This window comes from Pandoraea captiosa, from assembly GCF_902459775.1.
Lineage (GTDB): Bacteria > Pseudomonadota > Gammaproteobacteria > Burkholderiales > Burkholderiaceae > Pandoraea > Pandoraea captiosa.
In genome coordinates this window covers 521868-548766 of record NZ_CABPSQ010000003.1, presented here as the reverse complement: position 1 = coordinate 548766, position 26899 = coordinate 521868, and the positions used below count along the sequence as shown (strand labels likewise).

Genomic DNA, 26899 nt, shown 5'->3' with positions numbered 1-26899 from the left:
CTGCGCCCGCTTCCTCCACTTTCCCCACTTCCCCCGTAGCGCTCGCGCGCGCGTCCAGGCGGTCCCGCCAACCTTCCTACCGCTCCCTCAGGACAATCCCAATATTTTTCCGGTCAGCAAAACGGCATACTTCGGTTATCCATAAGTAAATCAAGGTTCCACCCATGAAACAAAAGTGCGGCTGTGGGGCGCAAAGTGGAGCGCAAGGCGGGACGCGATGGACCCGCTGAGCGACGTGCTGGGCGACTTGCGCGCGGATGCCGTCGTCACGGGCCGCTTCACGTTCGGCGCCCCCTGGTCGTTACGCAAACCGGCGCTCGACGGTGCGCCGTTTCGCACGGCAATGGGCGAACCGTTCTATCTCGTCGTGGCGGGCATGGCGCCGGTGCGTGTCGAGCCGGGAGATTGCGTGCTGCTCCCGCATGGGCACGAGCACGTGATGTGCTCGTCGCTGGACGAGGTGCCGATCGTCTTCGAAGCGATGATGTCGGCGCAGGGCATCGAGCCTCGCCTCGACACGCCGCTGGCGTTTCGCGCCGGCGGCGACGGTCCGGTAAGCGATCTGTACACCGGTGTCGTGATGTTCCGTGACCGCGTTCGTAATCCGCTGCTCGCGTCGCTGCCGCCGCTCATTCACATTCGTGCCGGCGATCCCGCCGTCCCTGCCTTGCTCACCACCACCATTGCGGGGTTCATCGAAGAATCGATGCAGAGGGGGGCGGGATGGCGTGTCGCCGTCGCACGTCTGGCCGACGTGTTGTTCGTGCAGATTCTGCGCGCCTATCTGAGCAAGCACGGTGGCGCCAGCACGCATTGGTTGCGCGGCATGACCGATCCGCAACTGGGGCGCGCCATTGCGTCCATGCACGAAGCACCGCAGCGGCCGTGGACCGTAGAGCAACTCGCCGTGATCGCAGGCATGTCGCGCTCGAAGTTCTGTCTGCGTTTTCGCGAACTCGTCGGCGAGTCGCCGATGACGTACCTCACCACGCATCGCATGTATCTGGCGGCCGAGCGTCTCGCGGGGGCGGGCGCACGCATCGGCGACGTGGCGGATGCCGTCGGCTATGCGTCCGAAAAGGCCTTCACCCGCGCGTTTCGTCGCTGCTACGGCTTGCCACCTCGCGAATACCTGCGAAGCTGCGAACTCGGCGGCTGAGTCGGGCCGCACATACGCCTTACATATACCAAAGCGGCAAAGCGGCAAAGCGGCCACCGCCACCACAGTCGCGACCCCCGCGACACCCACCGCACCCGCGACAACCGCCACCCGTGAGGGTTTTCCCGTCTCTGGACGAACGGCATCCTTTTCGGGCCGCGCGGCCGTTGTCCGACAATTTCCTCGTTGTGAGAATTCACTCGCCGTCTGCCGGTGCCCCTGGAGGCGCACCGCGGCAGCGGGCAGACACAACGGGAGAGTCAATGGAATTCCAACTCAACGGGCGGCCCTTCGTCTTCGATGGCGACGACGATACGCCTTTGCTCTGGGTCATTCGCGATGCTGCGGGCCTGACCGGCACCAAATACGGTTGCGGCATCGGCGCGTGCGGCGCTTGCACGGTGCATATCGACGGCGTGGCCACACGCACGTGCGTCATGCCCGTCTCGGCGGTGGCCGGCAAACGCATCACGACCATCGAAGCGCTCTCGCCCGCGCGCTCGCATCCGATTCAGCAGGCATGGATCGCCAAGGACGTGCCGCAATGCGGCTACTGCCAGTCCGGCATGGTCATGGCCGCCGCTGCACTGCTCGACAAACATCCGCATCCGACCGACGCGCAAATCGACGAGGCGATGACCAACCTCTGCCGCTGCGCCACCTATCACCGTATCCGGGAGGCGATCCATGACGCAGCAAAACGCTGACACGACGACGCCCGCCACCGCGCTCGCCACAACCACCAGCCCCATGGACTCACCGACCTCACGCTCACGCCGCCAGTGGCTCAAAGGCATGTCGCTGGCTGCCGGCAGCCTCATGATTCCGCTCTCGGCATCGTGGCTGGCCAGTCCCGAGGCACATGCCGCCGGGGACAACCTTGTCGAAATCAACGACTGGATTCGCATCGACGCCGACGGCACGACCGTCCTGGGCCTCTCGCAGTGCGAAGTGGGGCAGGGCGTGTACACCGGCTTGCCGCAGGTCCTGGCCGACGAACTCGACGCCGACTGGCGGCGTGTGCGAGTGGAATTCGTGACGGGGCGCGACGCGTACCGGACCGCTGCGGCGAACGAAGCGTTACAGCAGTTCGTCGGCGCGTCGATGTCCGCCACGTTGTTCTACGAGCGCCTGCGCATCGCCGGGGCACAGGCGCGCGAAGCGCTCGTGAGCGTCGCTGCCCGCCGCTTCGGCGTTCGCACGACCAACTGCGTCACGCGCGATGGCCGCGTCATGCATCCGCAATCGGGTCGCTCGTTCGGATACGGCGAGCTCGTCGCTGAAGCGGCGAAGCTGCCGCTTAACCCGCATCCCCGTCTCAAGAACGAGGCGGCACACGCGCTGATCGGCAAATCGGTCGCGCGTCTCGACACGCCATCGAAGGTGGATGGTTCGGCCGTCTTCGGCGTCGACGTGAAAGTGCCGGACATGCTCGTCGGCGCGATCCGAATGGCGCCGACCTCCGGCGGTGCGCCGCTGTCCGTGCGCAATCGCGACGAGATCAAGGCACGCAAAGGCGTGCACGACGTGGTGCTCGCCAAGGACGCCGTGATTGTCGTGGCCGAAGACTACTGGCGCGCGAAGAAGGCCTGCGACGCACTCGACGTGGAATGGAAGGCCGGGCCTGCCGCCGACAGCGCGACGATTCTCGCGCAACGTCGCGAGGCGTTGCTGCACGCCAAGGGCGGCGTTGCCACCCACATCGGCGACGCGAAGGAATTGATCGCAGCGGGCGGCAAGGTCGTCACCGGGGAATACCACTCGCCCTACATCGTCCACGCGACGATGGAACCCGTGAACGCCACGGTGCATGTGCGAAAGGACAAGGGCGAGATCGAAGTCTGGGGTCCGATTCAGGGGCAGGACAAGGTCCGCTGGGCGCTCGGGGGCATTTTCAAATTGCCGCCGGAAAAGGTCATCGTGCACACCACGTTCCTCGGTGGCAGCTTCGGGCGCAAGTATGTGCCGGATTTCGTCATTCACGCGGCCGTGGCGTCGGCTGCCGTCGGGCGTCCCGTCAAGGTGATTCGTTCGCGTGAAGACGACATTCGTCACGGCTTTTATCGCCCGTGTGCGTCGGGACGCTTCCAGGCGGTGCTCGGCAACGACGGATTGCCCAAGGCCATGCATATGCGCGTGGCCGGGCAGTCGATGTACAACGTCATCAAGAAGGACCACTACGAGAAGGCCGGTTACGACGAAACCATGCTCGACGGTCTCTACGACCTGGCCTATGCGGTGCCGAACCTGCTCGTCGAAGGCGTCGACGTGCCGCAACCGAACATTCCCGTGAGCTTCATGCGCTCGGTCGGGTCGACCTCCAGCGTGTTCTTTCTCGAGAGTTTCATCGACGAGATGGCCGAAGCGGCGGGCGTCGATCCCATCGACTATCGCAAGCGCCTGCTTCGGCACGATCCGCTTGCTACGCGTGTGATCGACACCACGGTGAGCTCGGCAGGGTGGCACGCGAAGGCGAAACCCGGCGTGCATCGCGGCTTCGGCTATTGCACCTACACCGGGCGCGGCGCGGCGTTCTCGACGTATGTTGCCATCGCGCTCGAGATGCGTGTCGTGAACGATCGCTTCAAGATCGAACGCGTGGTGTGCGGCGTGGATTGCGGCCGTGCGATCAACCCGAACCTCATCCGGGCGAATATCGAAGGCGGTATCGGCTTCGCGCTGACCAACGCCTTCAAGAGTCAGATCACGTTCGCCAACGGCAGCGTCGAGCAAAGCAACTTTGGCGACTATCCGCTGCTGTATCTCGCGGAGATGCCGAAAGTCGAAACGGTCATCCTGCCCAGCGACCGTCCGCCGCAGGGCTGCGGGGAAGTCTCGCTGCCGCCGATGGCGCCGGCCGTGGCGCAGGCGATCCGGCGTGCCACGGGCGTGCGTGCGCGCGCCATGCCGTTGCCGCAGACGGTGACCGAGGCACGCGCGTTGGCGACGGCGGCGTCCTCGCCCTCGCCGTCACCCTCCGAAAAGGGCCGCGTGTAATGGACGGGCTCGACGCCGAGGTGCTGGACGCCGTGGCGCGCTGGCAGTCGCAGGGCGACGACGTGCTGCTTGCGAGTGTCGCCCGCACGTGGGGCTCGGCCCCGCGTCCGGTCGGCGCCCTGATGGCGCTGACCACGCGTGGCCGGGTGGCCGGCTCGGTGTCCGGCGGATGCATCGAGGACGACCTGCTCGCCAAGGTCGCCGCCGGCTTTCGCCCGGGCTTGCGTCCGCATGTGCAGACGTACGGCATGAGTGCGGATGAAGCTCACCGATTCGGCCTGCCCTGCGGGGGAACGCTCGAACTCGTCATCGAACACGTGACGCCGCGCAGCGAACTCGATGCCATGCGTGAAGCCATCGCCGCCGGGCGTCTCGGGGTGCGCGAGCTCGATCTGCGTACCGGACAGGCGCGTGTGCTAACCGCTTCGCAACCGATGGCGTTCGCGTACACGCCTGCGCGTCTGAGCGTGCCGTTCGGACCGCGCTGGCGAATCATCGTGATCGGCGACGGACAACTGACCCGACACCTCGTGAGCATGGCCGTGCCGCTCGGCTATCAGATCGTGATCTGCGATCCGCGCGATATCCACGACGTGACGATTGACGCGACGCACACATCGCACACACCGCACACACCGCACGTTATGCGCTCGACCGAGATGCCGGACGACCTGATCGTGCGTCTGCGGCCCGACGGCAATACGGCCATCGTCGCACTCACGCACGATCCCAAGCTCGACGACATGGCGTTGCTCGAAGCGCTCAAGTCCGATGCGTTCTATATCGGCGCGATCGGTTCACGGCGCAATCAGGCGTCGCGCCGCGAACGGCTGGCGATGTTCGATCTGAGCAGCACGCAGATCGACCGTCTGCATGGCCCCGTCGGTTTGCCGCTCGGTGCGCGCACGCCGCCGGAGATCGCGCTGGCCATCCTCGCCGAGATGACGGCATTGAGAAATGGCGTTGACCTTTCTGTGCACCTTTCGTCGTGCATTCAGTCGGGCAGCCAGTCGGGCAGCCAGTCGGCGCGTCGCGCCGATCCCTCGCCACAGATATGCGCGGCCTGAGATCGTAACGCTCCCCCCAGCGGCTGTGTGCCGAAGCGCCCTCATGAGGCGCAAGGCGCGGTCGTCTCGCAGTGCATGACGGCAGTGTAATTCGTAGTCCAATATAAACAAGGGAATGTCATGAAACACAGCAAGCGCAAGGTTTGGATGGCGATGGCGTTGGCGCTCGCAGCAGGCGGCGCCAAGGCCGACGGGTTGCAGATCTACGGAATTCTGGATAACAGCGTGGAATACCTGAGCAACGCGGGGGGCAACGCCAACGGAAGCAAGTCGTCGTTGCTGCGCGCCAGTAACGGCTCGCAGGCACCGAATCGCTTCGGCTTCAAAGGTTCCGAAGATCTGGGCGGTGGCCTCAAGGCCATCATGCAACTTGAGGCGGGTATCAACCTCAACACGGGACAGTTGCAACAAGGGGGGCGGATGTTCGGCCGTCAGGCCTACGTCGGTTTGCAGAACGAATGGGGCGCGTTGACGCTCGGTCGTCAGAAGAATCTGATTTACGACGCCTTTCTCGAACTGGATCCGCTGAGCTACTACAGCTACGCGCTCCCGGCGCTCGATCCCCAGTTCGTCGGTAAGGCGGACAACTCGATCAAGTACGCGGGCAACTTCAGCGGCGTGAAGATTGCCGGGCTGTTTTCGACGGGCTATGACGCGAGCATTGCCAACGGCGGACAGGTGCCAGGCGAATGGCGCGTCGGCAAGGAGTATGGCGTCTCGCTTGGCTACGCCAACGGTCCCCTGAATGTTTCGGTGGCCTACGACCAGCAACAGGGTACGTCCGTCGCGACGCAGGGTGCCACGACGCAACGCGTGGCCGCAGGCGCGAGCTATGCCATCGGCAACTGGAAACCGTACATCGGCTATCAGTGGTACCTGAGCAAAGTGCCGGGCGTGGCCGGGCGCAACGAGCTGTACTTCGCGGGGCTGCAATACCGACCGGTGACCGAAGTGATTCTCTCGGGCGCGATCTACTACAACAACATCACCTCGGCGAATCAGCATCCGTACCTGCTGGCGGCCAACGCGGCGTATCTGATCTCCAAGCGTACGCAGCTGTTTGCGGAAGTCGGCTTCTCGCGCAACCAGAACGGCTCGAACCTCGGTGTGACGGGCTACGGCATGACTATCGTGCCGGGCAGCAATCAGGTGGGCGTGGCCGTGGGTCTCGCGCACTACTTCTGACGGCAACTCACTCAAGGCTTCTGAGGCGGAACCGTCACCGCTTCGTCGTGCGACGTCGACCCGGGGGGGCAGCGTCGCCGGAAGTGTCGGATGCGCCCGGTGCCGGTTCGGCGCCGGGCGCAAGCCCGATCCGGGTTGTCATCACATGCGTCGCGCGCTAAACAAAAAGGACATCCGAGGATGTCCTTTTTGCGTTTCGGTCTTCCGTCTGCGCGCATGGCCAGGTGAGGGCCAGCGCGGGGAAGTCCGGCAGGGCTTGGTGGCGGCTGAGTGGCCGCTTAATGGCGGAAGTGACGCGTGCCCGTCATCAGCATGGCGACATTGCGCTCGTCGGCCGCGGCGATGACTTCGTCGTCGCGCATCGAACCGCCCGGGTGAATCACGCACGTCGCGCCGGCATCGACCACCACGTCGAGGCCGTCACGGAACGGGAAGAAGGCGTCGGAGGCCACGGCCGAGCCGTTGAGCGACAGACCGGCATTTTGCGCCTTGATGCTCGCAATACGGGCCGAGTCGACGCGGCTCATCTGGCCTGCGCCCACGCCCAGCGTCATGCCGCCGGCGCAGAACACGATGGCGTTCGACTTGACGTACTTTGCCACACGCCATGCGAACAGCAGGTCTTCCATTTCCTTCGGCGTCGGGTGACGCTTCGTGACGACACGCAGTTCGTGCGGTGCCACGTTCTTCGCGTCCGGCGACTGCACGAGCAGGCCGCCACCAACGCGCTTGAAGTCGTACTGGTTCACGCCATTGCCCAGCGGCACTTCCAGCAGACGCACGTTCTGCTTGGCGGCGAAGACCTGCTTCGCGGCTTCGCTGAACGACGGCGCGAGCAGCACTTCCACGAACTGCTTGGCCACGGCTTGCGCTGCGGCTTCGTCGACTTCGCGGTTAAAGGCGATGATGCCGCCGAACGCCGAGGTCGGATCCGTCTGGAACGCCTTGGCGTACGCTTCGGCGGGCGATGCCGCCACGGCCACGCCGCACGGGTTCGCGTGCTTGATGATCACGCAGGCCGGCGCTTCGAACGTCTTCACACATTCCCAGGCGGCGTCGGCATCGGCAATGTTGTTGTACGACAATTCCTTGCCCTGCAACTGGCGATAGTTCGCCAGCGAGCCTTCGGGCGTGGTGATGTCGCGATAGAACGCGGCGCTCTGATGCGGATTCTCGCCGTAACGCATGTCCTGCACTTTGGTATAGGCGAGGTTCAGCGTTGCCGGGTAGGCCGAGCGCTCGCTGTGACGCAGCGACTCGCCCAGGCTCGTCAGGTAATTGGTGATCGCACCGTCGTATTGCGCGGTGTGTGCGAACACCTTGGTCGCCAGGCGGAAGTTCGTGGCGTAGCCGACGGTGTTGCCGTTTGCCTTCATTTCGTCGAGCACCACGCCGTAGTCGGCCGGGTCGACGATCACGGTAACGTCACGATGGTTCTTGGCCGCCGAGCGCAGCATGGTCGGGCCGCCGATGTCGATGTTCTCGATGGCGTCTTCGAGCGAGCAGTCGTCCTTGGCCACCGTCTGCACGAACGGGTACAGGTTCACCACGAGCAGGTCGATCGTCGGAATGCCGTGCTGATCGAGCGCTGCCATGTGTTCGGGCAGATCGCGACGCGCCAGGATGCCGCCGTGCACCTTCGGATGCAGCGTCTTCACGCGCCCGTCGAGCATTTCCGGGAAGCCGGTGTAGTCGGCCACTTCGGTCACTTTCAGACCGGCGTCGGCCAGCAGTTTGGCGGTACCGCCGGTAGAGAGAATCGACACACCCTGGGCGGCGAGCGACTTGGCGAAGTCGACGATGCCGGTCTTGTCGGAGACGGAGATGAGAGCTTGCTTGATCATGACGGACGGTAGTGAAGCGGCAAAAACGGGCGGGTGAACGCGGACGGGCGGGACCGGCCGGGCCGGCAGCCCGGGCGGGGGCTGCTTTTACAGCAGACCGTGCTGCTGCAACTTCTTGCGCAGCGTGTTGCGGTTGATCCCCAGATACTCCGCGGCGAGCGACTGGTTGCCGTCGGCCTTGCCGAGCACGAACTCGAGCAGGGGTTTTTCGACGACGGAAACGACCATGTCGTAGACATCATGCGGTCGTGCGCCGTCCAGATCGCGGAAATACATATCCAGACTGTCGCGCACAGATTGTTCTATGTTTGCTTTGCTCATGCGGCTAATAGCTCCCTCGGAGATTCTTGTTCATAGCAGAGGCGGTCCGAGTGCACCTTCTGCTCTTCGAAAAACGCGTTGACCGCAGCCAACTGTTCCTGCGTGGTGTCCAGCGTATTCATACGCTGGCGGAATGTGGCTGCCCCCGGCAGGCCACGCGAGTACCACGCAATGTGCTTGCGCGCGGTACGTACACCGGTGTACTCCCCGTAGAACTCGTAATGGTCCTCGAGGTGTTCGTTCATGATTTGCTGGATTTCGTCGACGCGCGGCGGCAATGCGATCTCGCCCGTCGTGAGAAAGAGCTCGATGTCGCGGAACAGCCATGGCCGCCCCTGCGCGGCCCGGCCGATCATGATGGCGTCGGCGCCCGTGACGTCGAGCACGTGTTTGGCCTTCTGCGCGGACGTGATGTCGCCGTTGGCCACGACCGGAATGCGCGCCGCCGCCTTCACGGCCGCGATGGTTTCGTACTCGGCGTCGCCATGGTAGAGGTCGGCACGCGTGCGACCGTGCACCGTAAGCATGCTGATGCCGCATTCCTCGGCGATCCGCGCGACGGTGAGTGCATTCTTGTGCTCGCGGTCCCACCCAGTGCGAATCTTCAGCGTGACCGGCACGACGTCGCCTACGGCGCCGACCACGGCGGACACGATACGGGCGACGAGCGGTTCGTTCTGCAATAGCGCCGAACCTGCGGCCACGTTGCAGACCTTCTTGGCCGGACATCCCATGTTGATGTCGATGATCTGGGCGCCACGCTCGACGTTGTAGCGCGCGGCCTCGGCCATCATTGCCGGGTCGGCCCCGGCGATCTGCACCGAGATCGGCGCGACTTCGCCCGCGTGGTTGGCGCGGCGCATCGTCTTCTCGCTTTTCCACAACTGGGCGTTGGAGGCCACCATCTCCGAGACGGCATAGCCCGCGCCCAGTCGTTTGCACAACTGGCGGAAAGGCCGGTCCGTCACACCCGCCATGGGGGCGACGAACAGGTTATTGCGGAGTTCGTGAGGACCGATACGCACGATGTCGGGGAACAGCCGGGGAAAAAGATCGCTATTTTACGGCGAAAACCCGTCCTTGTCGCCTAAAAATTGTGCAATCTTCCCGGAGATCCCGTCGGAAATGCCTCAGACTCAGCCCCGCTGGCCGAACATCATCTGACGGGCGAAGGCCGTTTTGAGTGGCGGGACGAGGTCCAGACCGGCGAGCGCCATGCCGCGCAGCAGGGCGACCGGTGTGGCGTCGATGCCGAAGACGCGCGGCAGCGCATCCGTGATACGAATCGTGATTCCCCGGTCGGTACGACGGCGGCGGGCGAAGGCTCGCAGCGCGGCGGGGCCCGGCACGCCATGCGGCGTCGTGGCCGTACGGGCGTCCCGAACGAGGGTGTCGGCGAGGTCGAAGGCGTCGCGCAGACCGAGGTTCAGCCCCTGGCCGGCGACCGGATGCAGCGTTTGCGCGGCATTACCAATGGCCGCGACGCGTGCGTCGACTACCTGACCCAGGGCGTTCAGCCCGAGCGGGAAACCTGCGCGCGCACCGATCGATGTGAATCGGCCCATTCTGTCGCCGAACGCCTTGTGCAACTCGGCGAGGAACGAGGCGTCGTCCAGTTCACGGCGCCGTTTGGCCTCGTCGTGAGCGCAACACCACACGAGCGCATAGCCGTTTTCCTGTGGCAAAAGGGCGAGCGGGCCGTCCGGCGTGAAGCGTTCCCAGGCCCAGCCGATGCGGGGGCGCTCGCACTGCACGAAACCGACGAGTGCCGTCTGACCGTAATCCCGGGCGCGAGGGCGCGCGGCCTGTCCTTCGAACAGACCGCCCTCGGCGTTGACGGCGAGCGCGGCGTGAAGGGTGTAGGCATGATCGTCGCCGGACGTGCCGAGCGTGATCGTGACCTGTTGCGGGTCCTGACGCAGCGCGATGGCACGGAACCCCCGGAAATGATGCAGGCCCGGGGCGCCGTCATCGAGCACCGCCGGCAAGGTGTCGACCGGCAGATGCTCGACGCGGGAGGCCAGTTGTGTCGTCGCGTTGTCGAGCGCGCGCATGAGCGCGCCATATCGCACGACATAGCCGAGGGCCGGCACGTTGTGTTCGCGCGCGTCGATTTCGGTGCTGCCGAAGCGCTGCGCCTGCGATACGTGGATGTGCTCGATGGGCGTGGCTTCAAGCGCTGCCCGGTCGTGCGGCCACGCGCCTGCGCGCGAGAGGATTTCCCGGCTGCCGTGCGAGAGGGCGAGCGTGCGCGGATCGTCGTACCCGGTTTGGGGGCCGCGCGCATCCACAAGCGCAACGCGCAGGTGCGGGGCGCGTTGCGCGAGCAGCAGGGCGAGCGTCGTGCCGACAGGGCCTGCGCCCACGATCGCGAGGTCGAAGCGCCCGGCCGGACGCGGGGCCGGTGGGCACGTGCCGAGTGCGTCGGGTGCATCGAGTGCATCGCGTGCGTCGAGCTTGCCGGAGGTCTGGGCGTTCGTCATCGGTGGCGGGGCGCCCGGCGTCAACCGCGCATGAGGGCTTCGATTTCGTCGGCGTCGACCGGCACGTCCCGCGTGAGCAGCGTGCAGCCGTTCGCGGTGACGACCGCATCGTCCTCGATCCGGATGCCGATATTCCAGTAACGCTCGTCGATGTCCGGCGCGGGACGTACGTAAATGCCCGGCTCGATGGTCGTGACCATATTCGCCGCCAGCGTTCGCCACGGGCGCTCGCCGTTCGGCCCGTCTTCGCGGTACTCGCCGCAGTCGTGCACGTCCATGCCGATCCAGTGGCCCGTCCGGTGCATGTAGAAGCGGCTGAACGACTTGTTGGCGATGACATCGTCAAGGCTGCCCACGGCGTCGCGCTTGAGCAGGCCGGTATCGAGCATGCCCTGCGCGAGCACGCGCACGGCGGCGTCATGCGGGGCGTCGAAGCGTGCGCCTGCCCGCGTGGCGTCGATGGCTGCCTGCTGCGACGCCAGCACAATGTCGTACAGCTCGCGCTGCGCGGGGGTGAACTTGCCGTTGGCCGGGAATGTGCGGGTGATGTCCGAAGCGTAGCCGTCGAGCTCGCAGGCCGCATCGATCAGCACGAGGTCGCCGTCGCGCAGTTCTGCGTCGCCCGCGCGGTAGTGCAGGATGGTCGCGTTCGCGCCGGTGGCGACGATCGAGCCGTACGCCGGGAACTGCGAGCCTTGACGGCGGAATTCGTAAAGCAATTCGGCCTCGAGATGGTACTCGCGCAGCCCCACGCGCGACGCTTTCATCGCGCGCACGTGGGCGTCGGCCGAAATCTTGCCGGCACGGGCCATGATGTCGAGTTCGGTGCTGTCCTTGATCAGCCGCATCTCGTCGAGAATCGCGCGGATGTCGTGGGCCGCCGACGGCGCGCTCACGCCGGTGCGGCTCTGCGCGCGCACGGCATTGAGCCAGTGACGCACCTGACGGTCCTGCTGTGCCGAGGCGCCGAGCGCGTAGAAGAGGGCGGGGGCATCGGCGAGCAGTTGCGGCAAGCGCGTGTCGATGTCGTCGATGGCGTAAGCGGCGTCGAAACCGAAGGCCTCGCGTGCGGCTTCCGGGCCATAACGGTACCCGTCCCAGATTTCCCGCTCTTCGTTCTTCGCGCGGCAGAACAGGATCGATTGACCCGTACGGCTATCGAGCACGACGACGGCTTCGGGCTCGGTGAAGCCCGACAGGTAATAGAAGTAGCTGTCGTGACGATAGGGGTAGTCGCTGTCGCGATTGCGTGGCACTTCGGGCGCCGTCGGCACAATGGCGACGCCGCCACCGGCCTTGCGCATCTGTTCGATGACTCGCTCGCGGCGGGCTCGGTACGGGGAATCAGACATCGCGGGCTCCATTGTCGGGGATGGGTTGAAGTTCGTTCGGCGTTCGATCGAGGATCGTTCGAAGGTCGTTCATAGATCGTTCAAAGATCGTCCAACGATCGTATTAGGGTCGTTTGACCTGTCGCGTATTCAGGCGATTCTACTGCCGGGAACGAGGTCGTGCCGGGCGCGTACTTCGGCGTCCAGCGCGGCCAGCTGTGCCGGCGTGCCGACGTTCTCCCAGACGCCGTCGAAGCGCTCGCCACTGGCTTGCCCGGCGGCGACCGCACGCTGGTACAGCGGTGTGAGCGCCATGCGCGTGCCGGGGGCAATGCCGTCGAACAGCCGCAGGTCGTAGAGCGCAATGTTGCCGAACGTCAGCGGTACGGCGGTGGCGGGCGCACCCTCGCGTGCGTACAGACGGCCCGAGGCGTCAAGCGCGAAGTCGCCGGTCGGATGAAACGCGGGGTTGGGCACCATCACCAGATGCATGCCGGGTACCGGCTGTGCCGCCAGGCGCTGCGCTGGCGCCGCGAGCGTCGCGTAATCGAAGGCGGTGAAGATGTCGCCGGAGACCGCCAGGAAGATGTTGCCGTCGCCTTCGAGCAGATCCCGGGCCTTCGCAATGCCGCCGGCCGTCTCCAGGGCTTGCGCCTCGGCCGAATAGGCGAGACGCACGCCGAAGGCGCTGCCGTCGCCAAGGGCGGCCTCGATCTGTGCACCGAGCCACGCGTGATTGATGACGATATCGGTGAAGCCTGCGCGCGCGAGCGCCTCGATTTGCCAGACCACGATCGGCTTTGCGCCGACGCACAGCAGGGGCTTCGGGGTCGTGTCCGTGAGCGGACGCATGCGCTCGCCGCGTCCGGCGGCGAAGATCATCGCCTTCATGCTACGGGCCTCAGAACGTGTAACCGACGTCGACCTGCTGGCCGGTCAGTTCGTCGAGCAGCTTGGCCAGCGGCCGCAACGGCGCGTAGCGGTCCGCGACCTTGCGGGCGTATTCGATGAAGCGCGGCGTGTCGGCCAGATAGCGCGGCTTGCCGTCGCGGTAGTTGATGCGCGCGAAGATGCCGAGCACCTTGAGGTGACGTTGCAGCCCCATCCACTCGGCCTGGCGATAGAACTCGCCGAAGTCGGCATCGACCGGCAGGCCGGCCTTGCGCGCGCGTTCCCAGTAGTACGCGAGCCAGTCGAGCTGACGCTCCTCGTCCCAACTGAGGAATGCGTCGCGCATGAGCGAGATGACGTCGTAGGTGAGCGGGCCGTAGACCGCATCCTGGAAGTCGAGAATGCCCGGTCCGGTGGTGCCCGGCAGGCCCGGCATGAGGTTGCGCGGCATGTAGTCGCGGTGCACGAACACCCTGGGCTGTGCGAGCGCGCTCTCGATGAGCAACTGGTTGACGCGATCGAGCGTGGCGCGCTGTGTCTCGCTCAGTGTCACCTTGAGGTGCTTGCCGATATACCAGTCGGGGAACAGATCCAGTTCGCGCTGGAGCAGCGCCGTGTCGTAGACCGGCAGGACGTCGGCGCGGGAGCTCTTCTGCCAGACGATCAGCGCGTCGAGCGCGGCGCGCATGAGGGCGCGCGCGTTATCGTCGTTGAGCACGTCGAGATACGTCTCGCGGCCCAGATCCGTGAGCAGCAGGAATCCCTGCGCGAGATCTTCCGCCAGCACCTTCGGCGCTTGCAGGCCCGCCTCGTCGAGCAAACCGGCAACATGCACGAACGGGCGGCAATCCTCTTGCGGCGGCGGCGCGTCCATCACGATCAGACTCGGATGCGCCGGGTCGGAGCTGCCGATGCGGAAGTAGCGCCGGAAGCTCGCGTCGGCGGATGCCGGTGCCCAGTTGGCCATGTCGAGCGAGAAGGAGGCGGATAGGCTTGAGAGCCAGTGCGACAGCGCTTGCAGGCGGGGATCGGTGGTGTCGGCGAGGGCGCTGGAAGCGTTCGAAACACTCGCGGAAGCGGTGGGGTGTGCAGTCATGATGGGGGCGGTAAACGTCTTGCCATATAATACCCGATCATGTTTTCCAGACGCCCTGTTTCTCGACCTCGATCGACCGTCCCGAATGTCCCGGCAAAGCCTTGCGGGCAGGCGGGATTGGCTGCCCGCAAGCGGCGCCACGATTGTCACGCTGTTTGCGTACATGCCGGATAAACAAGTCCTTACGAATGAAGTCTCTTCGCTGCGTCGCATGATGCGCACGCGACGCAAGCCACTGGCGATCCTGCTCTCCTTGCCGGGGGTGTGGTGTTCGCTCGCCGGTGCGCAGGAAGCCCCCCCTCCCGATATTGCAAAGAGCGATGGTCTCGTGCTGCGCACGGTGCCCGCCCTCGTCGACAACCCGCTCGCGAACGGCGAAGACGTACCGATGTACGTGCGCGGCATGAGCCTCACCGGCCGGACCAATGTCGACGCTACGGTCGACGGCGATGCCGAGGCGCGCAAGTACCGTTCGTTCGTGAAGGGCGATCGTCTGACTTACGATCAGGATACCGACGAGGTGGTGGCGCACGGCAACGCGCGCTTGTCGCAGGGCGGCAATCTCTTTGTCGGCCCCGAAGCGCATATGTATACGGGCGCGGGCGACGGCTACATGCTGACGCCGACCTACCGCCTCGTGTCGGGCGGCGGCGGTAAGTCCGAGCGTGCCGATGTCGAGGCGAGCAATGTCGTCACGCTCCAGCGCGGCACTTACTCCGCATGCGAATGTTCGGAGGAAGGGAAAACACCAGCCTGGTACATCAAGGCATCCGAGTTCGAGTTCGATCAGGAGCAGCAGGAGGGCACGGCCTATAACGGCATTCTGTTCTTCCAGGGCGTGCCGATCCTCGCCAGCCCTTATCTGTCGTTTCCGACGTCGAACGAGCGTCGCTCCGGCTTTCTGGCGCCGACGTTCACGCAGTCGAGCCGCACCGGGTTCGAGCTGGCCACGCCGTACTATTTCAACATCGCCCCGAACCGCGATCTGACGATCACGCCGCGCATCATGACCAAGCGCGGGGTGATGGGCGTGGCAGATTTTCGGTATCTCGAGCCGACGTACGCGGGGCTGTTTCACATCGAGTATCTGCCGAAGGATCGTGTCACGGGCGACGCACGTTACACGTTCACGTTCCAGCATAGCCAGGCCCTCGGGTATGGTGTGAACGGCTACGTCAACTTCACCAAAGTATCGGACGACACCTACCCGGACGACTTCGGCGCAGGCACCAACTTCCAGACCGGGGTGCAACGCGTCTACAATCGCGAAGCCGGCCTGACGTGGAACTACGGTGACTGGTCGTTCCTTGCACGTGTGCTCAAGTACCAGACGCTTGCGCCCAGTGTGCCGCAATACGAGTCGGTGCCGGAACTGTCGGCGACGTATAACAAGCTCGATTTCCACGGCTTTGATCTCACGATGCCGATCCGGTACAACCGTTTCCAGATCGCCTCGTGGACCGGGCAGCCGAACGGCGAGCGGATATACGCACAGCCGACGTTGAGCTATCCGATTCTGACGCCGGGCTATTTCATCGTCCCGAAGGTCATATTCAACGCGGCGGCGTACAACGTCAATTATCCGAACGGCTCGACGATGCAGTCGTCGATCACGCGTACGTTGCCGACGGTCAGTCTCGATACGGGACTGACGTTCGAGCGTCCATTGACGCTGTTCGGCACGGCGATGAAGCAGACGTTGGAGCCGCGCCTCTTTTATGTCTACACGCCGTATCGCGATCAGAGCTCGATTCCGATTTTCGATAGCGCGGTGGCAGACTTCAACCTTGCAGAAATCTTCAGCGAGAACTCGTTCATCGGCGTCGATCGGATTCAGGATGCGAACCGTGTCACCGCCGCGCTGACCTCGCGTTTGATCGATGCGGATACGGGGGTGGAGCGCGGGCGTATCTGGTACGCCCAGCGGTACAACATTCAGCAGTCGCGCGTGACGATGCCGGGCGGCGTGCCGGAAGATGCCGGAGTGTCCGACTTCCTGGTAGGCGGCTCGGCATTGCTGTACAGCAACATCACGTTCAGCTCTGCCGTTCAGTACAGCCCGAGTACGTCGCAGTTCAACCGGTCGGACGTCGGCGTCACGTGGCGGCCGGGCGAGCGCAAGGTTTTCAATCTCTATTACCGGTACCTGCGAAACCCTGCGCCGGTGGTGGGACAAACCACTTTGGGCGTCACACCGATCAACCAGATCGAACTTTCGGGGCAGTGGCCGATCACACCGCGATTCGGCATCGTGGGACGCCTGAACTACAGCATTACGGACAAGACGTTCATCGATGCCCTGGCGGGTTTCGAGTATGATGCCGACTGCTGGGCCTTCCGGGTGGGGCTCCAGCGCTACGCGACCAACGCCACGACGACAACTTCGCGCATCTTTGCGCAGTTGGAGTTGAAGGGCTTGACCAAGTCCGGCAATAGCGCCACAGAAGCCTTCAAGGTCGGGGTGCCGGGCTATCAGCCGCCGCCGACGAACCAGATTCCTTCTCGATTCAGCAACTATGAATGACATGTTTGTGAAGCGTGCCTCGCTGCTGGCGAGCCTGTGTCTCGCCGCCGGGGTGGCGGTGGCTCAGCCCGCGCCGATCAGTGCCCGCGCGGCAGGCGCGCCGGCGTCTTCTGCACGTCCGGTCGATTCCATCGTTGCCGTGGTCAACGACAGCGTGATCACCCGCAAGGAACTCGACACGCGTATCGAGGAAGCGAAACATCAACTGACGCTCGCCAAGCGCCCGATCCCGGACGCCGACCTGTTGCAGCGTCAGGTGCTCGAACAGATGATCGTCACGCAGGTGCAACTCCAGCGCGCCAAGGAAGTCGGCATCGTGGTGAAGGACGCCGACGTCGAACAGGCCTTGCAGCGTATCGCGGCCGACAACCGTCTGAGCGTCGATCAGTACAAGGCGCGTCTGGCACAGGCCGGTGTGCCGTGGGACGCCTTCCGCAAGGAAGTGCGCGAGCAGATCATCATGGCGCGACTGCGTGATCGCGAGGTCGACAGCCAGGTGCAGGTGAGCGACTCCGAAATCAATTCGTATCTCGCCGCGCAACGCGGCGCCACGGCTACGCCGACGGAGACGGAATACCGTCTGAGCGAGATTCTGGTGAAGGTGCCGGACGGTGCGTCCGCCGACCAGGTCAGCGCCGCGCAGAAGAAGGCTGCCGAGGCGCTGGACAAGGCAAAGGCCGGTGGTGATTTCGCCGCGCTGGCCAAACAGTATTCGGACGCTTCGGATGCCGCGAACGGTGGTGACATGGGCTTCCGTATTCCGGAGCGTATTCCCGACCTGTACCTGAACCAGATTCAGAAGTTGCAGCCGGGCACTGTCGTGCCGCAGGTGCTTCGCAGCAACAACGGTTTCCACATCATCAAGCTGGTCGAATCCCGCAAACAAGGCGGCGATCAGGGCATGACGGTGCCGCAGATCCATGCGCGTCACATCCTGATTCCCGTGGGTGACGGAGTCTCGGAAGAGGCTGCACGCAAGAAACTGCTCGATCTGAAGACAAAGATCGAAGCGGGGCAGCTCGACTTTGCCGTTGCTGCCCGTGAGAACTCGAAAGACGGATCGGCCTCCCAAGGCGGCGATCTGGGCTGGATTTCCCCGGGCGAGACGGTGCCCGCGTTCGAGCGCGCCATGTCCGAACTCAAGGACGGTCAGATCAGCGATCCGGTGCGCTCGGAGTACGGCTATCACCTGATTCAGGTGCTGGGCCATCGCGAGTCGCAGGTTTCCGGCGATCAGGAACGCAACCTCGCCATGCAGGAATTGCGCGGGCGCAAGGCCGACCAGCAATACCGCGACTGGTTGCAGCAACTGCGCGACAGCGCCTATGTCGACTATCGTCTGAGCAACGCGCAGCAGTAAGCGCCGCGCCAGACGTAACTCCGTGACTCGATCCTTCGCCCCATTTCAAGCATGACTTCCGACCGGCCCTTCGTTCTTGCCATCACCACGGGTGAGCCGGCGGGCGTCGGGCCGGAGTTGACGGTGCAGGCACTCGTGAAGTGCCTCGCCGCGTCGCCCGGCTCTCCTTCCGATGTCTCCTCGCTCGCCAACTGCCGGTTTGCCGTGCTGGGCGATGCGTCGCTGCTCGCGTCGCGAGCGCAGGCGATCGGACTGGGCGATGCGTGGCAGGACCTGCTCGCCAGCGGCGCGGTGCGCGTCGTGCATCACCCGCTCGCCGTGCCGGTGACGCCCGGAAGGCTCGACGCCGCGAATGGCCGATACGTGCTGGCCTTGCTGGACGACGCTATCGACGGGGCGCTTGCGGGAACGTACGACGCCATTGTCACGGCGCCTTTGCAGAAGAGCACGATCAACGACTGCGGCGTTGCGTTCACCGGACACACCGAGTATCTCGCCGAGCGCACGGGTACGCCGCGCGTGGTGATGATGCTCGCGGGCGGCGGCCTGCGCGTGGCGCTGGCGACCACGCACCTGCCGCTCGCGCAGGTGCCCGGCGCTATCCGTCGCGACGAACTGCTGCACACCCTCGTCATCCTCAATCAGGATCTGATGCGTCATTTCGGCGTGGCGCGCCCGCGCATTCTCGTGACCGGCCTGAACCCGCATGCGGGCGAATCGGGTTATCTCGGTCGCGAGGAGATCGACGTCATCACACCCGCATTGGCGGATGCTACGGCTGCCGGTATCGACGCCCGCGGGCCTTATCCGGCCGATACGCTGTTTCAGCCGCGTCACCTCGAAGGCGCGGACGCAGTACTGGCCATGTACCACGATCAAGGCCTGCCGGTGCTCAAATATGCGAGCTTCGGCGCAGGCGTGAACATCACGCTGGGCTTGCCGATCATCCGGACCTCGGTCGATCACGGCACGGCGCTCGATCTCGCGGGGACGGGCCAGGCCGAGAGCGGCAGCCTGCTAGAAGCGCTGCGCACCGCAGCGACAATGGCCGCCAATGCGGCAACGCACGCACAACTGAGCGCAGGCACGAGCGGCGATTCGCACGCTGCCCAACCGCGTTCATAAGGAATTCACATGAGTAGCGCATCGAAGCGCACGGGCGTCCAACAGGGCCACGTGGCGCGCAAACGTTTTGGTCAGAATTTTCTCGTCGACATGGGCGTGATCGACGCGATCATCAGCGCGATCTCACCGCGTACCGACGATCTGATGGTCGAAATCGGACCGGGGCTCGGCGCACTGACCACGCCGCTGACCGAATGGCTCGCGCATCTGCACGTTGTGGAGCTCGACCGCGATCTGGTCGCACGCCTCACGCGCAAGTTCGGCGAGCGCGTCACCGTACATGCCGGCGATGCGCTCGATTTCGACTTCGGCTCGCTGGTGCCGGACGATCGTCGCGACGAAGCGCCGCTGCGCATCGTCGGCAACTTGCCGTACAACATCTCCAGCCCGCTGCTCTTCCATCTCATGCGCTACGCCGCGCTCGTGCGCGACCAGCACTTCATGTTGCAGGACGAAGTGGTCGAGCGCATGGTCGCCCCCGCCGGGTCGAGCAACTACAGCCGTCTGTCGGTCATGCTCCAGTACCGTTACTGGATGGACAAGGTGCTCGATGTGCCGCCGGACGCTTTCAATCCGCCGCCGAAGGTCGACTCGGCCGTGGTGCGCATGATTCCGCGCGCCGTGGCCGATTTGCCCGAGGTGGATCTGGATGTGTTCGAAGCGGTCGTGGCGCAGGCGTTTTCCCAACGTCGCAAGATGCTGCGCAATACGCTGCACAGCTATCGCGACCGGATCGATTTCGACGCGCTCGGCTTCGACCTCACGCGTCGCGCCGAAGATGTGCCGGTCGACGAATACGTGAATCTGTCGCGCGCGATCAGCGGCGCCGGTTCACAAGGCTGATACCCACGAATACCAGCACGACGGCGCAACCGAAGCGCCAGCCGACCGATTCGCCGAGAATCAGCACGCCGAACGTCACGCCGAAAAGCGGACTCAGAAACGAGAACGAGGCCAGACGCGCGGCGCTGTAACGGGTGAGCAGCCAGAACCAGATCAGATAGCTGGCGAACGCCACACCAATGGACTGGTAGACGAGGCTGATCCAGACCGTGGGTGTCATCGGCCCGATCTGCACGTTCCCCGTCGCGAGCGCCAGCGCGCACAACAGGACCGCCGAGACCGCAAGCTGGTAGAGCAGTGTCTTCGAAGCGGCGGCCGTGGCCAGACGCGAGGCGCGTACGACAACGGTCGTCATCCCCCAGAATGCGCCGGCGAGGATGCCCAGCAGGTCGCCGGGCCACGTCTTCGCCAGGTCCGTATTGCTGCCGTCCGAGAATGCCACCACGATGCCGCAAAATGCGAGCGCCATGCCAAGCCATTGCATGGGACGCAGCCGCTCGCTGGGCACGGTCCAGTGCAGGCCGATGGCGGTGAAGCAGGGGGCCGAATACAGAAAGACGGCCATGCGTGAGGCGGTCGTGTGCGTGAGACCGACGAAGATGCACAGGAATTCCAGCGAGAACAGCGCGCCGGCGAGCAGACCGGCACCGAGGGTGCCGTCGCTGCTGATCAGGCGCTGCCGCCGCCATAGCATCCAGGCGCCGACGAGCACGGTGGCGACGACAGAGCGAAGGCCCGCTTGCAAGACGGCAGGCACGACGGGCACCGCCAGTTTGACGGCGACCTGCTGGCCGCCCCAGATCATGCACAAGCCCAACATGATGGCCAGTGCAGTGGCGTCGACCGGACGCGGGGAGGTTTTCATGAGATTGATTCGGATGGCGACGTATCGCGCACGCGCTGCGCAGTGTCGGCCATTGTCACCGATCCTGACACCGTACGCATCATACTGGTGCAGTCAGTGCGGGTAATGGCGCTGCCAGCGTGCGTTCATTGTTGCCATTGTTCCGTAATACGGCACAATGTCTCCCCGAATCGCTGATTTATTCCGCGATCGTGCGCCGATACAATGCTCCGCGAGGGGGCGCTCGCCCTTTCGATCGTGCCCATCACCAGCATCAACGCGTATGTACAAGAAAGGCTCTGCCGTCGAATTGCAATTTTCCCCGTCGCGGCTCAATGACGGCGCGGGCGATCCGTTCTGGATCGACCTGACCCGCGACGAAGCGCAGGCGCTTCTCGAATCCCTGCAATCGCATCTGGCCCGCTCGGCGGCCGACACCCCGGGCACCGAGTCGCCGATGATCTTCACATTGCTCGATCCGGGCGCCGTGCAAGGATCGGACGCACAAGCGGGGACGATGCATGATGAGGGGAACGAGGCCGGCGAAGCGGCGACGGCGTTCGATGCCGCAGGTGGCCAGGCCGCAGCGGCGTCGCGTCAATGGGTCTGCGTCATTTGCGGGTGGATCTACGACGAAGCCACCGGCTATCCCGAAGACGGCATTGCGCCGGGCACGCGCTGGGAAGATGTTCCGACCGACTGGCGCTGCCCGCTATGCGATGTCGGCAAGGAAGATTTCGCGATGGTAGAGTTCTGACACTGCTAAGTACGTCGATGCATTCCGATAAACGCCGGTCGATTGGGAGGATGCAATGGTGGACGCCAGAGATGACGAAACGCCCGACAACCCGCGAGATCCCGCGAGCGCCGAACGACGGCGCTTCTTGCTGGCGACCGGCGTCGCAGCTGCATCGGGGGCATTGACGGGCACCGTCGCCCAAGCGGCGTCGAGTGACGACAATCCGCCCTCCGGCCGCAATTCCGCTTCTGCCTCCGCTTCCGCATTCGATTCGACCCCGGCTGCCCCCATCCCGGCCCAACTTCCCGCTGGCTACAACATCCTCCTGATCGTGACGGATCAGGAGCGCCACTTCGATGGCGGCTATCCGTTTCCGGTGCCGGGCAGAGAGCGTCTCATGCGTGAGGGCGTCACGTTCCTGCATCACGAGAACAATACGAACGTGTGTACTTCGTCGCGCTCGGTGATGTACACCGGCTTGCATATGCCGCAGACGGGCATGTTCGACAATCTCGGGCTGCCCTTCACACAAGGTCTGAGTCTCGACCCGAAGCTGGGCACGCTCGGCACGATGATGCACGCCGCGGGCTACTACGCCGCCTACAAGGGCAAGTGGCACCTCAACGACAAGATCGATGCGGTGGTGCATCCGGAGGATCTCGGACTCCAGCCGAGGCCGGAACTCCATCGCATCATGGAGCAATACGGTTTTCGCGACTACCACGGCGTAGGCGACGTGATCGGCCTGTCGCAAGGCGGTTACCTGTACGACGCCGTGACGACGGGCGAGAGCGTCAACTGGTTGCGCAGCACCGCCGAACAACTCCGGAGTGCGGGCAAGCCGTGGTTTCTTGCGGTGAATCTCGTCAATCCGCACGACGTGATGTTCCTCGACACGGACCAGCCCGGCGCGCCGGTGCAATGGACCGGACAGGACAATGACGGCGGTGTGGGCATGGCGCCGGCGCAGCCGCCACAACATGCGTTGTATCAGGCCACATGGCCGGATGTCCCTCTTCCTGCGAGCCGTCATCAATCGTTTTCCGAGCCGGGTCGGCCCCCGGCGCATCTGGAGTACCAACGCGCGCGCGCGGCGCTCGTCGGTCAGTTTCCGGACGAAGATCGTCGCTGGCGCAAACTCCAGGATTACTACTTCAATTGCATTCGGGATTGCGACACCCATGTCGCGCGATTGCTGAGCGAACTGGACGCACTCGGTATCGCCGGGCGGACCATCGTCGTCTTCACGGCCGATCACGGCGAGCTTGGCGGGCATCATCAGATGCATGGCAAAGGATCGTCGGTGTATCGCGAACAGATGCATGTGCCATTCGTTATCCGTCACCCCGCGTACCTGGGCGGGAAGACATGTTCCGCGATGACCTGCCACCTCGATCTGGCGCCGACATTGCTCGGTCTGACGGGGGCGCCCGAAGGGCTGCGTCGCCAGATCCTGGGCGAGCGCAAGGGCAAGGATGCGTCGCCGCTACTGGCGGCGCCGGATCGCGCTTCCGTGCATGCGGTGCGCGAGTCGAGCCTTTACTGCTACAGCATGATGCTGTACGCCGATGCGGACTACATCGGCCAGGTGCAGGCGATCCGGCGCGCGCGGGGCTTGTCGGCGCAGGAGAAGGCGAAGCGCACGGCGGCGCTGCACATCGATCTGAACAAGCGCTCCGCGATTCGCGCGATCAACGACGGACGCTACAAGTTCGCCCGCTATTTTTCGCTGCGTCATCACCACGTGCCACGCACGCTCGACGAGCTGACCGCGATGAACGATCTCGAATTGTTCGATCTTCAGGCCGATCCCCATGAGATGAACAATCTGGCCCGCGATCTGACGGCACATCGGGACATCGTCATGTCGATGAACGAAAAGCTCAATCGTCTCATCGCGCAGGAGGTGGGCGTCGACGACGGGCACTATCTGCCCATCGACAAGCCTCACCCCTGGCTGGCGCAACGCGCGATCGAGTAATTGGGGCGTGTCCGGCAAAATCGGCCGTCCCAATGCAAACGAGCCACCCAAGGGTGGCTCGCGGACGTAGCGCAGTCGATGTCGACTTACAGGCCGCCCTTCGTCGAGTGCTTCTGGATCAGCTCGATCTTGTAGCCGTCCGGATCTTCCACGAAGGCGATGACGGTCGTGCCCCCCTTGACCGGACCGGCTTCGCGCGAAACCTTGCCGCCGGCGGCGCGGATCGTGTCGCAGGCCTTGTACGCGTCGTCGACTTCCACGGCCAGATGGCCGAAGGCCGTGCCCATCTCGTACTTGTCCACACCCCAGTTGTAGGTCAGTTCGAGCACGGTGTTCTCCGACTCGGCACCGTAGCCGACGAACGCCAGCGTGTACTTGTATTCGGGGTTCTCGCTCTGACGCAGCAACTGCATGCCGAGTACGCGCGTGTAGAAATCGATCGAGCGCTGCAGGTCGCCGACGCGCAGCATGGTATGGAGCATTCGCATGGTGTTTTCAGTGTGGGGACAACGAAAACTCAATTGTACTCGTCACCATGAAAATGAACATCATTCATGGTGCGTTGAGCAATTTTTAACTTGAAATGCGACCCCAGCATTCGTTCGGATGCACGACAGAGACAGTCCGCTCAGAACTCCGGCAGCCACTCGGGCGCATGGGACTTGAGCGTGTCGCGTGCCGCTTCGAATTCCGGGAAGATCGACGCCACGGCCTGCCAGAAGCGCGGCCCGTGGTTCATTTCCTTGAGGTGCGCTAGTTCGTGAGCCACCACGTAATCGATGACACCGAGCGGGAAGTGGATGAGACGCCAGTTCAGCCGGATACGACCGTCGGCGCTGCAACTGCCCCACCGGGTGGTGGCCGAGGACAACCCCAGCGCGGTGTAGCGCACGCCAAGCCGTTCCCCATAGACTTCCAGCCGTGTCGTAAAGAGCTTGCGCGATTCCTGTTGCAGCCAACCCTGTACGCGGTCACGCATCTGTTCCGGCGCCGCTTGCGGCGGCAGATCGAGCCACAGCGTGTGCGTATGGATGTCGTACTGGGCGACACCTGCCCGCCCGCCGAGCCGCACGGTCAGCGTATGGCCGAGATAGGGCAGCGTTGCGCCGTCGATCCATGTGACACGAGGAATGACGCGTCGCGCGGCGCGCTCGCGGAATTCGGCGATCTTGCTGAAGATCCAGCGCTTCTTTTCGGTGACCGCGGCTTCCACGTCCGCGATGGTGACCCAGCGCGGCGCTGTGACCGCGAGGCCCGATTCGTCGATCATGAAGCCGATGGTCCGGCGCGAGGAACGTTTGAAGCGGTAGTAGAGCGCGTGACCGTCGAGCACGATGACACGCTCGCCGGCGGCCGGTGCGCGTCGCGGACCGACGCCAGGCGTTGGGGCGGTCGTGGAGGGCGGTGTGTCTGCGGCAGGGGGTAATGCCGAAGGGGCAACCAGCGGTACGGTCGCGCCGGGCGCATCCGTGGCTACGCCGTTCGCTTCCGCCGCCGGGCTGCCGAACAGATCGAGTTCCATTTGCGGTGCTGGCGTCTCATGCCGGGGGGCGCGGGTGTCGCGAGGATCGCGAGTGGCAGGCAGAGCTTTCGACATGAGACGGTCTCGCGTGATTGCGCGTTCAGGTCCGGGGCGCAGTGTCGGACTTATCCGACGTATTCGACGTATCCGACATATTCGACGCCCCCGTCCTCGGCTTAGACGTATAGGCGGCCGGGTCGATGCGTATCATCTCGCGCTCGATCCACTCGGCGACATCGGCATTGACGGCCTCGGCCGTGCGGCCCGCCGTCTCGATGACCGGACCGATCGAGACGATCACTTCCCCGGGAAATTTCATGAACGAGTTGCGCGGCCAAACGCGTCCGGCATTGTGCGCAATCGGCACGACCGGCGTGCCCGTTGCCGTCGCCAGACGAGCGCCACCCGATTTGTACTTGTTGCGCGAGCCGGTCTTCGTACGCGTGCCCTCCGGGAACATGATGATCCAGTTTCCCTCGGCAAGACGTTCGCGCCCCTGCGTCACGACCGATGCAAAGGCGTCGGTACCCTTGCGGCGGTCGATGTGGATCATGCTCAGCAGACCCAGCGCCCAGCCGAAGAACGGCACATACAGCAACTCGCGCTTGAAAACGTAGCAAAGCGGTCGCGGCATCAGGGCAGGCAACGCCACCGTCTCCCAGGCCGATTGGTGCTTCGAGAGCAGAATCGCCGACGTCTCGGGCAGATTCTCCCGGCCAATGACGCGATACCGCATGCCGCACAGCTTGTCGCCCACGCGAATCACCACCTTGCACCAGCCGACCGCAAACCAGTAACGCTGCACGCGCGACAGGAACGGAAACGACACGATGCACGCGATGGCGTACGGAATCGTCCAGACGATCTGGAAGATGAAGAAAAGGATCGAGCGAAGTTGCTGCATGGGTTCTGGCCTGAGAGCGTTCGTCGCCATATTCGCCATATTCACGATATTCGTGATATGCGGGGCATGGCGACGCGCGCCGTAGTTAAGCGTCCTCGTCGGCGAGCAGATCGTTGACGAAGGCCGCCAGACTGTCATGTACGCGCGTGCCTTCGGGCAGGTTACCGGCCGCGAGTGTTTTCTTGCCCTTGCCGGTGAGCACCAGATGCGGCATCGCGCCCACGGCCGCCGCGGCCTGCAAATCGCGCAACGAGTCGCCCACGGCCGGCACGCCGGTCAGGTCGACTTCGTAGCGTCGCGCGATTTCCTGGAAGAGTCCGGGTTTCGGCTTGCGGCAATCGCACGCATCGACCGACGTATGCGGGCAGAAGAACACCGCGTCGATGCGTCCACCGGCGGCGGCCGCCAGCTTCGACATCTTCGCGTGCATGGCGCCGAGCGTCGCCATATCGAAAAGACCGCGCCCGACACCCGACTGATTCGTCGCGACCACCACACGATACCCGGCCTGATTCAACCGGCCGATGGCCTCCAGACTACCGGGCAGCGGTACCCACTCGTCCGTCGACTTGATGAATTGATCCGAGTCGGCGTTGATGACGCCGTCCCGGTCGAGAATCACGAGTTTGCGGGCGGCGGGGCCGGGTGTGCGATCTTTGCGCGAATCCATGAGGAGCTCAGTT

General features: G+C 64.4%; 23 protein-coding genes. 11 read left to right on the top strand and 12 right to left on the bottom strand.

Annotation, left to right across the window (positions count from 1 at the left end; genetic code table 11):
* The first annotated feature begins 217 nt into the window (after positions 1-217).
* The 5 genes from PCA31118_RS13060 (at position 218) to PCA31118_RS13040 (ending at position 6408) form a co-directional block, all read left to right on the top strand.
* The gene (locus PCA31118_RS13060; RefSeq protein ID WP_150625601.1) at positions 218-1159 is read left to right on the top strand and encodes an AraC family transcriptional regulator; all 942 of its coding nucleotides are present in this window, start codon (positions 218-220) and stop codon (positions 1157-1159) included.
* Positions 1160-1422: 263 nt separating this feature from the next.
* Complete coding sequence (locus PCA31118_RS13055) at positions 1423-1866, top strand: (2Fe-2S)-binding protein (protein WP_150625600.1); 444 nt, start codon at positions 1423-1425, stop codon at positions 1864-1866.
* A 43-nt stretch (positions 1867-1909) separates the two neighbouring features.
* A complete protein-coding gene (locus tag PCA31118_RS13050; protein ID WP_150625692.1) occupies positions 1910-4156 on the top strand; it encodes a xanthine dehydrogenase family protein molybdopterin-binding subunit in 2247 nt (748 codons plus the stop codon).
* Positions 4156-5223 carry an XdhC family protein gene (locus tag PCA31118_RS13045; RefSeq protein WP_150625599.1) on the top strand — a complete coding sequence of 356 codons (1068 nt, stop codon included), beginning with the start codon at positions 4156-4158 and terminating at the stop codon, positions 5221-5223. Before PCA31118_RS13050 ends, PCA31118_RS13045 begins: the two co-directional genes overlap by 1 nt.
* A 120-nt stretch (positions 5224-5343) precedes the next feature.
* Positions 5344-6408 carry a porin gene (locus PCA31118_RS13040; protein ID WP_150625598.1) on the top strand — a complete coding sequence of 355 codons (1065 nt, stop codon included), beginning with the start codon at positions 5344-5346 and terminating at the stop codon, positions 6406-6408.
* Between the two features lie 278 nt (positions 6409-6686).
* Here the strand turns inward: PCA31118_RS13040 and purH are convergent, their stop codons facing one another.
* From purH to PCA31118_RS13005, 7 genes are all read right to left on the bottom strand, one after another.
* A complete protein-coding gene (purH, locus tag PCA31118_RS13035; protein ID WP_150625597.1) occupies positions 6687-8252 on the bottom strand; it encodes a bifunctional phosphoribosylaminoimidazolecarboxamide formyltransferase/IMP cyclohydrolase in 1566 nt (521 codons plus the stop codon).
* A gap of 87 nt (positions 8253-8339) precedes the next feature.
* A complete protein-coding gene (locus PCA31118_RS13030) occupies positions 8340-8573 on the bottom strand; it encodes a Fis family transcriptional regulator (protein ID WP_039393174.1) in 234 nt (77 codons plus the stop codon).
* Positions 8570-9598, bottom strand: coding sequence for a tRNA dihydrouridine synthase DusB (gene dusB / locus PCA31118_RS13025; protein ID WP_072617518.1), 1029 nt, complete (start codon positions 9596-9598; stop codon positions 8570-8572). The genes PCA31118_RS13030 and dusB overlap by 4 nt, the downstream gene beginning before the upstream one ends.
* 111 nt (positions 9599-9709) lie before the next feature.
* On the bottom strand, positions 9710-11056 hold the full coding sequence (locus tag PCA31118_RS13020) for a UbiH/UbiF/VisC/COQ6 family ubiquinone biosynthesis hydroxylase (RefSeq protein ID WP_150625595.1): 1347 nt from the start codon (positions 11054-11056) through the stop codon (positions 9710-9712).
* A 20-nt stretch (positions 11057-11076) separates the two neighbouring features.
* The gene (locus PCA31118_RS13015) at positions 11077-12408 is read right to left on the bottom strand and encodes an aminopeptidase P N-terminal domain-containing protein (protein WP_150625594.1); all 1332 of its coding nucleotides are present in this window, start codon (positions 12406-12408) and stop codon (positions 11077-11079) included.
* A 129-nt stretch (positions 12409-12537) separates the two neighbouring features.
* Complete coding sequence (gene murU / locus PCA31118_RS13010) at positions 12538-13278, bottom strand: N-acetylmuramate alpha-1-phosphate uridylyltransferase MurU (RefSeq protein ID WP_150625593.1); 741 nt, start codon at positions 13276-13278, stop codon at positions 12538-12540.
* Between the two features lie 10 nt (positions 13279-13288).
* A complete protein-coding gene (locus tag PCA31118_RS13005; protein ID WP_150625592.1) occupies positions 13289-14374 on the bottom strand; it encodes an aminoglycoside phosphotransferase family protein in 1086 nt (361 codons plus the stop codon).
* Between the two features lie 85 nt (positions 14375-14459).
* Between PCA31118_RS13005 and PCA31118_RS13000 the strand changes: the two genes are divergently transcribed.
* The 4 genes from PCA31118_RS13000 to rsmA are packed head-to-tail and all read left to right on the top strand — an operon-like array spanning position 14460 to position 20226.
* Entirely contained in the window at positions 14460-16898 is a 2439-nt protein-coding gene (locus PCA31118_RS13000) for an LPS-assembly protein LptD (RefSeq protein ID WP_174990449.1), read from the top strand.
* Positions 16891-18258 carry a peptidylprolyl isomerase gene (locus PCA31118_RS12995; protein ID WP_150625590.1) on the top strand — a complete coding sequence of 456 codons (1368 nt, stop codon included), beginning with the start codon at positions 16891-16893 and terminating at the stop codon, positions 18256-18258. Before PCA31118_RS13000 ends, PCA31118_RS12995 begins: the two co-directional genes overlap by 8 nt.
* Before the next feature lie 51 nt (positions 18259-18309).
* Positions 18310-19383, top strand: a complete 1074-nt coding sequence (pdxA, locus tag PCA31118_RS12990) for a 4-hydroxythreonine-4-phosphate dehydrogenase PdxA (RefSeq protein ID WP_150625589.1) — start codon at positions 18310-18312, stop codon at positions 19381-19383.
* Between the two features lie 9 nt (positions 19384-19392).
* Positions 19393-20226 (top strand): 16S rRNA (adenine(1518)-N(6)/adenine(1519)-N(6))-dimethyltransferase RsmA, encoded by an 834-nt coding sequence (rsmA, locus tag PCA31118_RS12985; protein WP_150625588.1) that lies wholly within the window; start codon positions 19393-19395, stop codon positions 20224-20226.
* On the opposite strand, the gene PCA31118_RS12980 is transcribed toward rsmA, so the two are convergent.
* Entirely contained in the window at positions 20201-21091 is an 891-nt protein-coding gene (locus PCA31118_RS12980; RefSeq protein ID WP_150625587.1) for a DMT family transporter, read from the bottom strand. The two genes, rsmA and PCA31118_RS12980, sit on opposite strands and share 26 nt — an antisense overlap.
* Positions 21092-21353: 262 nt before the next feature.
* On the opposite strand from PCA31118_RS12980, the gene PCA31118_RS12975 reads away from it, so the two are divergent.
* Together PCA31118_RS12975 and PCA31118_RS12970 are read left to right on the top strand one after the other, a co-directional pair.
* The gene (locus PCA31118_RS12975) at positions 21354-21827 is read left to right on the top strand and encodes a rubredoxin (RefSeq protein WP_150625586.1); all 474 of its coding nucleotides are present in this window, start codon (positions 21354-21356) and stop codon (positions 21825-21827) included.
* A 55-nt stretch (positions 21828-21882) separates the two neighbouring features.
* Complete coding sequence (locus PCA31118_RS12970) at positions 21883-23790, top strand: sulfatase family protein (RefSeq protein WP_150625585.1); 1908 nt, start codon at positions 21883-21885, stop codon at positions 23788-23790.
* 86 nt (positions 23791-23876) lie between these two features.
* On the opposite strand, the gene gloA is transcribed toward PCA31118_RS12970, so the two are convergent.
* The 4 genes from gloA to gmhB form a co-directional block, all read right to left on the bottom strand.
* On the bottom strand, positions 23877-24278 hold the full coding sequence (gene gloA, locus PCA31118_RS12965; RefSeq protein ID WP_150625584.1) for a lactoylglutathione lyase: 402 nt from the start codon (positions 24276-24278) through the stop codon (positions 23877-23879).
* Between the two features lie 140 nt (positions 24279-24418).
* Positions 24419-25312, bottom strand: coding sequence for a M48 family metallopeptidase (locus PCA31118_RS12960; RefSeq protein WP_150625691.1), 894 nt, complete (start codon positions 25310-25312; stop codon positions 24419-24421).
* Positions 25313-25412: 100 nt separating this feature from the next.
* Positions 25413-26216 carry a lysophospholipid acyltransferase family protein gene (locus tag PCA31118_RS12955; protein WP_150625583.1) on the bottom strand — a complete coding sequence of 268 codons (804 nt, stop codon included), beginning with the start codon at positions 26214-26216 and terminating at the stop codon, positions 25413-25415.
* A gap of 85 nt (positions 26217-26301) precedes the next feature.
* Positions 26302-26886, bottom strand: a complete 585-nt coding sequence (gene gmhB, locus PCA31118_RS12950) for a D-glycero-beta-D-manno-heptose 1,7-bisphosphate 7-phosphatase (RefSeq protein ID WP_150625582.1) — start codon at positions 26884-26886, stop codon at positions 26302-26304.
* Positions 26887-26899: the final 13 nt, after the last annotated feature.

What these genes read in the sequence shown, in the direction of transcription:
- PCA31118_RS13060 (WP_150625601.1), top strand. Translation starts at nt 218, where the DNA reads ATGGACCCGCTGAGCGACGTGCTGGGCGACTTGCGCGCGGATGCCGTC.
- PCA31118_RS13055 (WP_150625600.1), top strand. Translation starts at nt 1,423, where the DNA reads ATGGAATTCCAACTCAACGGGCGGCCCTTCGTCTTCGATGGCGACGAC.
- PCA31118_RS13050 (WP_150625692.1), top strand. Translation starts at nt 1,910, where the DNA reads ATGGACTCACCGACCTCACGCTCACGCCGCCAGTGGCTCAAAGGCATG.
- PCA31118_RS13045 (WP_150625599.1), top strand. Translation starts at nt 4,156, where the DNA reads ATGGACGGGCTCGACGCCGAGGTGCTGGACGCCGTGGCGCGCTGGCAG.
- PCA31118_RS13040 (WP_150625598.1), top strand. Translation starts at nt 5,344, where the DNA reads ATGAAACACAGCAAGCGCAAGGTTTGGATGGCGATGGCGTTGGCGCTC.
- purH (WP_150625597.1), bottom strand. Translation starts at nt 8,252, where the DNA reads ATGATCAAGCAAGCTCTCATCTCCGTCTCCGACAAGACCGGCATCGTC.
- PCA31118_RS13030 (WP_039393174.1), bottom strand. Translation starts at nt 8,573, where the DNA reads ATGAGCAAAGCAAACATAGAACAATCTGTGCGCGACAGTCTGGATATG.
- PCA31118_RS13020 (WP_150625595.1), bottom strand. Translation starts at nt 11,056, where the DNA reads ATGACGAACGCCCAGACCTCCGGCAAGCTCGACGCACGCGATGCACTC.
- PCA31118_RS13015 (WP_150625594.1), bottom strand. Translation starts at nt 12,408, where the DNA reads ATGTCTGATTCCCCGTACCGAGCCCGCCGCGAGCGAGTCATCGAACAG.
- murU (WP_150625593.1), bottom strand. Translation starts at nt 13,278, where the DNA reads ATGAAGGCGATGATCTTCGCCGCCGGACGCGGCGAGCGCATGCGTCCG.
- PCA31118_RS13005 (WP_150625592.1), bottom strand. Translation starts at nt 14,374, where the DNA reads ATGACTGCACACCCCACCGCTTCCGCGAGTGTTTCGAACGCTTCCAGC.
- PCA31118_RS13000 (WP_174990449.1), top strand. Translation starts at nt 14,460, where the DNA reads ATGTCCCGGCAAAGCCTTGCGGGCAGGCGGGATTGGCTGCCCGCAAGC.
- PCA31118_RS12995 (WP_150625590.1), top strand. Translation starts at nt 16,891, where the DNA reads ATGAATGACATGTTTGTGAAGCGTGCCTCGCTGCTGGCGAGCCTGTGT.
- pdxA (WP_150625589.1), top strand. Translation starts at nt 18,310, where the DNA reads ATGACTTCCGACCGGCCCTTCGTTCTTGCCATCACCACGGGTGAGCCG.
- rsmA (WP_150625588.1), top strand. Translation starts at nt 19,393, where the DNA reads ATGAGTAGCGCATCGAAGCGCACGGGCGTCCAACAGGGCCACGTGGCG.
- PCA31118_RS12980 (WP_150625587.1), bottom strand. Translation starts at nt 21,091, where the DNA reads ATGAAAACCTCCCCGCGTCCGGTCGACGCCACTGCACTGGCCATCATG.
- PCA31118_RS12975 (WP_150625586.1), top strand. Translation starts at nt 21,354, where the DNA reads ATGTACAAGAAAGGCTCTGCCGTCGAATTGCAATTTTCCCCGTCGCGG.
- PCA31118_RS12970 (WP_150625585.1), top strand. Translation starts at nt 21,883, where the DNA reads ATGGTGGACGCCAGAGATGACGAAACGCCCGACAACCCGCGAGATCCC.
- gloA (WP_150625584.1), bottom strand. Translation starts at nt 24,278, where the DNA reads ATGCGAATGCTCCATACCATGCTGCGCGTCGGCGACCTGCAGCGCTCG.
- PCA31118_RS12960 (WP_150625691.1), bottom strand. Translation starts at nt 25,312, where the DNA reads ATGGAACTCGATCTGTTCGGCAGCCCGGCGGCGGAAGCGAACGGCGTA.
- PCA31118_RS12955 (WP_150625583.1), bottom strand. Translation starts at nt 26,216, where the DNA reads ATGCAGCAACTTCGCTCGATCCTTTTCTTCATCTTCCAGATCGTCTGG.
- gmhB (WP_150625582.1), bottom strand. Translation starts at nt 26,886, where the DNA reads ATGGATTCGCGCAAAGATCGCACACCCGGCCCCGCCGCCCGCAAACTC.